The following is a 6052-nucleotide window of genomic DNA, read 5'->3' as shown; positions in this document are numbered from 1 at the left end:
CGCAAGGATCGCGCGGGCCGCAGCACTCCATGGAGGGAGATGACATGCATCAGCAAGGTTTCAGCCTGATCGGACTGCTCATGGGACTGACGATTGTCGGGATTGTTCTGCACTTGGTCAGTCCGGCGTTCGCTGCACTGACGGAATCGAATCATCGGGAGCAGGCGGCCGAGTCGCTGATCAGTGGGATCCGCCAGGCCAGAACCCTGGCCATAACCCGCAACCAGAACGTGGTCATTCATGGCATCAACGGCGATTGGAGCCAGGGCTGGCGGATCATTCTGGACATCAGCGGCAAAGGGCCAGAGGACAGCAGCAATCCGCTACTGGTCGAGCGCGCAGGTGATGCGCGGACGCCGATTGTCGGCAATTGGTGGGTCAGGCGTTTCGTGCGGTTCAGCAGTCTGGGCCAACCGCTGATGCCCGGGCGGGCATTTCAGGCAGGGACGCTACATATTTGCTCGGCTCGCGAGCCGGTCAGCCAGCTCCAGGTGGTACTGGCGGCGAGCGGTCGAGTGCGCCTGGCCAACCGTAAGGCTGAGCAGGCGCTGTGTCGAAAGGCGAAAAGTATTACAGCAGCGAACGCACGCGCAGCTCTTTAGGCATGGAGAAGGTGATGTTCTCCTCGCGACCGGCCAGTTCATCGGCACCCGTGGCACCCCAGGCCTGCAATTGCTGGATCACGCCACGTACCAGCACTTCCGGAGCGGAGGCACCGGCCGTGATGCCAATACGCTCGACACCGTCGAACCAGCTCTTTTGCAAGTCTTCGGCACCGTCGATCAGATAGGCCGGGGTGGCCATGCGTTCGGCCAGTTCACGCAGACGATTGGAGTTGGAGCTGTTCGGGCTGCCAACCACCAGCACCACGTCGCATTCGTCCGCCAGTTGCTTGACGGCGTCCTGACGGTTTTGCGTGGCGTAACAGATATCGTCCTTGCGCGGACCGCCGATCGCCGGAAAACGCGCACGCAGGGCGTCGATCACGCGACTGGTGTCGTCCATGGACAGGGTGGTCTGGGTAACGAAAGCCAGCTTTTCAGGGTTGTTCACCTGCAATTCGGCGACATCTTTCTCGTCTTCGACCAGATAGATCGCGCCACCATTGCTGCCATCGTATTGTCCCATGGTGCCTTCGACTTCCGGATGACCGGCATGACCGATAAGGATGCATTCACGGCCGTCGCGGCTGTAACGCGCGACTTCGATGTGCACCTTGGTCACCAGCGGRCAGGTSGCGTCRAACACSTTCAGSCCACGACCTGTGGCTTCGGTACGCACGGCCTGGGAAACGCCGTGGGCGCTGAAGATCACGATCACGTCATCCGGTACCTGATCCAGTTCCTCGACGAAGATCGCCCCACGGGCACGCAGGTCTTCGACCACGAATTTGTTGTGGACCACTTCGTGGCGCACGTAGATTGGCGGCCCGAAGACTTCCAGGGCGCGGTTGACGATTTCGATCGCCCGGTCCACGCCGGCGCAGAAGCCACGGGGGTTGGCGAGTTTGATTTGCATGCTGTGCCTCGTGTCTTGCGCGCAAGAAGTTAGATCATTGTAGGAGCAGAGCTTGCTCGCGAAAGCGGTGTGTCAGTCAACATTGATGCTGAATGTGATGACGCCTTCGCGAGCAAGCTCTGCTCCTACAGGTGACCGTATTCGGTCAGTTACAACGCTTTGACGTTGATGATCTCGACGTCAAAGGTCAAGGTCTTACCGGCGAGCGGGTGGTTGAAGTCGATGGTCACTTGCGCGTCATCGAATTCCTTCACCACGCCTGGCAGCTCGGTATTGGCCGCATCATTGAAGATCACCAGCAATCCTGGCGACAGTTCCATGTCCTGGAACTGTTTACGCGGGATGATCTGCACGTTTTGCGGGTTAGGCTGGCCAAAGGCGTTTTCCGGCTCGATGGACAGGCTGCGCTTGTCGCCGGCCTTGAAGCCGAACAGCGCGGCCTCGAAGCCTGGCAACAGGTTGCCGTCGCCGACCTTGAAGGTCGCCGGGGCTTTGTCGAAAGTGCTGTCGACGGTGTCGCCGTTCTCCAGGCGCAATGCAAAGTGCAAGGTGACTTCCGTGTTCTGGCCGATACGTTGTTCAGCCAATACCTGTTCAGTCATGAACGGTTTCTCCGGTCTTCTTACTTTTGAACATATCCAGCGCGAGCATTACGGCACCGACAGAAATGGCGCTGTCAGCAAAGTTGAACGCCGGGAAATACCAGCGGTTCTGCCAATGCACCAGAATGAAATCGATCACATGCCCCAGGGCAATGCGGTCGTACAGATTGCCCAGCGCGCCACCCAGCACCAAGGCAAGCGCAATCGCCAGCCAGGTGTCGTTGCGCCCCAGGCGCTTGAGCCAGATCACCAGCACCGCGCTAACCACCACCGCGATCAAGGCAAACAACCAGCGCTGCCAGCCTGAGCCGTCAGCCAGGAAGCTGAACGCCGCCCCGGTGTTGTAGGCCAGGGTCCAGCTGAACAAATCGGGGATCACCACGATTTGCTGGTACATCTCGAGCTTGCCTTCGAAGTAGAACTTGCTGGCCTGGTCAATGACCAGGACCAGCAAACTCAACCAGAGCCAGCTCAGCCGTCCGAAACGGCCAGCCGCATTAGGCATAGTGACGAACCTCGCCCGCGCCGCTGATGTTGTCGACACAACGACCGCAGATTTCCGGATGTTCCGGGTTCACACCGACGTCTTCACGGCAGTGCCAGCAGCGGGCGCACTTGACGTGAGCCGACTTGACGATCTTGAGCTTCAGGCCGCTGACTTCGGTGACCACGGCATCGGCCGGTGCCTGCACCAATGGCGCAACACTGGCGGTCGAAGTGATCAGCACGAAACGCAGTTCGTTGCTCAGCTTGGCCAGGTCGGCGCTCAGCGCGTCTTCGGCGAACAGCGTCACTTCGGCTTGCAGGTTGCCACCAACGGCCTTGGCTGCACGCTGGATTTCCATTTCCTTGTTGACCGCAACCTTGACCGCCATGATCCGGTCCCAGTAAGCGCGATCCAGCTCGAAGCCTTCCGGCAGTTCGCTCAGGCCTTCGTACCAGGTGTTGAGCATCACAGACTCGTTACGCTCGCCCGGCAGGTACTGCCACAGCTCGTCGGCGGTGAACGCCAGGATCGGCGCGATCCAGCGCACCAGCGCTTCGGAGATGTGGAACAGCGCAGTCTGGCACGAACGACGGGCCTTGCTGTCGGCGCCAGTGGTGTACTGGCGGTCCTTGATGATGTCCAGGTAGAAACCGCCCAACTCCTGCACGCAGAAGTTGTGGATCTTGGAGTAAACGTTCCAGAAACGGTATTCGCCGTAGTGTTCCTGCAGCTCGCGTTGCAGCAACAGCGTGCGATCCACGGCCCAACGGTCCAGGGCGAGCATTTCTTCGGCCGGCAGGAGGTCGGTGGCCGGGTTGAAACCGGTCAGGTTGGAAAGCAGGAAACGCGCGGTGTTACGGATGCGCCGGTAGGCGTCCGCACTGCGTTGCAGGATCTGCTCGGAAACCGCCATCTCACCCGAGTAGTCGGTAGACGCTACCCACAGACGCATGATGTCGGCGCCCAGGGTGTCGTTGACCTTCTGCGGCGCGATCACGTTGCCCAGGGACTTGGACATTTTGCGACCGGATTCGTCGACGGTGAAACCGTGGGTCAGCAGCTCGCGGTACGGTGCGTGGTCGTCGATGGCGCAACCGGTCAGCAACGACGAGTGGAACCAGCCGCGGTGCTGGTCCGAGCCTTCCAGGTACAGGTCGGCGCGAGGGCCGGTCTCGTGGCCCATCGGGTGCGAACCGCGCAGGACGTGCCAGTGCGTGGTGCCCGAGTCGAACCAGACGTCCAGGGTGTCGCTGATCTTGTCGTACAGCGGCGCTTCGTCACCGAGCAACTCAGCGGCGTCCATCTTGAACCAGGCTTCGATGCCTTCGACTTCGACGCGCTGGGCGACGATTTCCATCAGTTCGACGGTGCGTGGGTGCAGTTCGCCGCTTTCCTTGTTCAGGAAGAACGGGATCGGCACGCCCCAGTTGCGCTGACGGGAGATGCACCAGTCCGGACGGTTGGCGATCATCGAGTGCAGGCGCGCCTGGCCCCAGGCCGGGACGAATTTGGTGTCTTCGATGGCTTTGATCGCGCGTTTGCGCAGGGTGTCGCCCGCTGCTGGCTCTTTGTCCATGCCGATGAACCACTGCGCGGTGGCGCGATAGATCAGCGGGGTCTTGTGACGCCAGCAATGCATGTAGCTGTGTTCGATGGTGGTGGTGTGCAGCAGCGCGCCGACTTCGGTCAGTTTATCGACGATGGCCGGATTGGCCTTCCAGATGAACTGGCCGCCGAAGAACTCCAGCGATGGCACATACACGCCATTGCTTTGCACCGGATTGATGATGTCATCGTTGACCATGCCGTACTTCTTGCAGGTCACGAAGTCGTCCACGCCGTAGGCTGGCGAGGAGTGAACCACGCCGGTGCCCGCGCCCAGCTCAACGTAGTCGGCCAGGTAAACCGGCGACAGGCGATCGTAGAACGGGTGACGGAAGTTGATCAGTTCCAGCGCTTTACCGGTGGTGGTGGCGATCACCGAACCTTCCAGGCTGTAGCGGGCCAGGCAGGACTCGACCAATTCTTCAGCCAGTACCAGCAGCTTGTCGCCGACGTCGACCAGGGCGTAGTTGAACTCCGGGTGAACGTTCAGCGCCTGGTTGGCCGGGATAGTCCACGGAGTGGTGGTCCAGATCACGATCGAAGCAGGTTTGCCCAACGACGGCAGACCGAACGCGGCAGCCAGCTTGGCTTCGTCGGCGATCGGGAAGGCCACGTCGATGGTCGCGGACTTTTTGTTCTCGTACTCGACTTCCGCTTCAGCCAGGGCYGAACCGCAGTCAAAGCACCAGTTCACAGGCTTCAGGCCCTTGAACACGAAGCCACCCTTGACGATTTCCGCCAGGGCGCGGATTTCACCGGCCTCGTTTTTGAAGTCCATGGTCTTGTACGGGTTGGCGAAGTCGCCCAACACGCCCAAACGGATGAATTCGGACTTCTGGCCTTCGATCTGCTCGGTGGCGTAGGCACGGCACAGTTCGCGGGTCTTGTCGGCGCCCAGGTTCTTGCCATGGGTCACTTCGACTTTGTGCTCGATCGGCAGGCCGTGGCAGTCCCAGCCCGGAACATAAGGTGCGTCGAAACCCGACAGGGTTTTCGAGCGGATGATCATGTCCTTGAGAATCTTGTTCAGCGCATGACCGATGTGAATCGTGCCGTTGGCGTACGGAGGACCGTCGTGCAGTACGAACTTCGGACGATCCTTGCCAATCTCGCGCAACTTACCRTACAGGCCAATGCTGTCCCAGCGCTGCAGAATCTGCGGTTCGCGCTGAGGCAGGCCGGCCTTCATTGGGAAGGCGGTGTCCGGAAGGTTTAGCGTGGCTTTATAGTCGGTCATTTAAGGCTCTTCATTAGCGATTGGCGCTAGGTGCGACAGGGCACGGGCGGCGGCGATATCCGCATTGATCGCCGTCTTAAGCGCCTCCAGAGAGGCGAAACGCTGCTCTTCACGCAGCTTGTGGTGGAAAACCACCGTCAAACGCCGGTCATACAGATCGCCGGCAAAATCTAAAAGGTGCACTTCGAGGTGAGCTTTGCCATCCCCTTCGACCGTTGGCCGCACACCAATATTGGCGACGCCTGGCCAGGTCTTGCCATCGATGTCGACGCTGACCAGGTAAACCCCGCTCAACGGCACACGACGACGCTTGAGTTGTACGTTGGCCGTGGGCGTACCCAACTGGCGCGCCAGCTTCTGGCCATGCAGGACCCGACCGGCAATCCGGTACGGGCGACCGAGCAGTTGCTCGGCCAAGGCGAAATCGGCAGCGGCCAGGGCATTGCGGACCTGAGTGCTGCTGACACGAATGCCGTCCAGCTCGACGGTCTGCGCCGCTTCGACGGTAAAGCCCTGAAGGACGCCGGCCTGTTGCAAGTAGTCGAAATCCCCCAACCGGTCGCAGCCAAATCGGAAATCGTCACCGACTTCCAGATGCTGCAC

The 6052-nt window shown here is 60.4% G+C and carries 6 protein-coding genes; 1 reads left to right on the top strand and 5 read right to left on the bottom strand.

All coding sequences use genetic code 11. From position 1 onward, the window contains the following. The first annotated feature begins 44 nt into the window (after window positions 1–44). A complete protein-coding gene (locus tag AC1DLB_RS18745; protein ID WP_064620453.1) occupies window positions 45–602 on the top strand; it encodes a GspH/FimT family pseudopilin in 558 nt (185 codons plus the stop codon). Here AC1DLB_RS18745 and ispH read toward each other — a convergent pair. The 5 genes from ispH to ribF form a co-directional block, all read right to left on the bottom strand. After that, window positions 571–1518, bottom strand: coding sequence for a 4-hydroxy-3-methylbut-2-enyl diphosphate reductase (gene ispH, locus AC1DLB_RS18740; RefSeq protein ID WP_477785425.1), 948 nt, complete (start codon window positions 1516–1518; stop codon window positions 571–573). The two genes, AC1DLB_RS18745 and ispH, sit on opposite strands and share 32 nt — an antisense overlap. 149 nt (window positions 1519–1667) lie before the next feature. After that, window positions 1668–2105, bottom strand: a complete 438-nt coding sequence (gene fkpB, locus AC1DLB_RS18735) for an FKBP-type peptidyl-prolyl cis-trans isomerase (protein WP_477743890.1) — start codon at window positions 2103–2105, stop codon at window positions 1668–1670. A gap of 7 nt (window positions 2106–2112) precedes the next feature. Beyond that, window positions 2113–2625 carry a signal peptidase II gene (lspA, locus tag AC1DLB_RS18730; protein WP_477743870.1) on the bottom strand — a complete coding sequence of 171 codons (513 nt, stop codon included), beginning with the start codon at window positions 2623–2625 and terminating at the stop codon, window positions 2113–2115. Further along, entirely contained in the window at window positions 2618–5449 is a 2832-nt protein-coding gene (gene ileS / locus AC1DLB_RS18725) for an isoleucine--tRNA ligase (RefSeq protein ID WP_064620459.1), read from the bottom strand. Before ileS ends, lspA begins: the two co-directional genes overlap by 8 nt. Beyond that, window positions 5450–6052, bottom strand: a 603-nt coding sequence (ribF, locus tag AC1DLB_RS18720; protein ID WP_477785424.1) for a riboflavin biosynthesis protein RibF, incomplete at its 5' end; no start/stop codon positions are given. It abuts the gene before it with no gap.

The sequence above is a fragment of the Pseudomonas sp. 05N434 genome, assembly GCF_056396965.1.
This window is presented reverse-complemented; position numbering and strand designations above follow the sequence as displayed.